We start from the raw sequence: 250 nt of genomic DNA, 5'->3' as shown, positions 1-250 counted from the left end.
CTGCGAAACGTGAGCCGAAACGAGAAGAAACACAGCATCAAAACACGGTGAACCGCCATACATCACAACCGGCGGATGATGCCCTCGACATTCCTACATTTTTAAGAAACCGCAACAAACGCGGCTGATGTAAAAAAGGACAAGCCCACAGGGTTTTGTCCTTTTTCTTTTTTGTGCCCAGTCTCCCCTCCTATCCCCCATCATCTATCCAGTGAAAAAAGAAGCTTTATACCTATGACGAATTGATTGT

The 250-nt window shown here is 45.6% G+C and carries 1 pseudogene; it reads left to right on the top strand.

Annotated elements, in window-relative coordinates:
- Positions 1-128: pseudogene (locus tag SB658_RS26145) on the top strand (cell division protein FtsZ); the annotation flags it as partial.
- Positions 129-250: the final 122 nt, after the last annotated feature.

Source organism: Bacillus sp. SIMBA_008 (assembly GCF_046535495.1).
Classification (GTDB): Bacteria; Bacillota; Bacilli; order Bacillales; family Bacillaceae; genus Bacillus; species Bacillus subtilis.
This window is presented reverse-complemented; position numbering and strand designations above follow the sequence as displayed.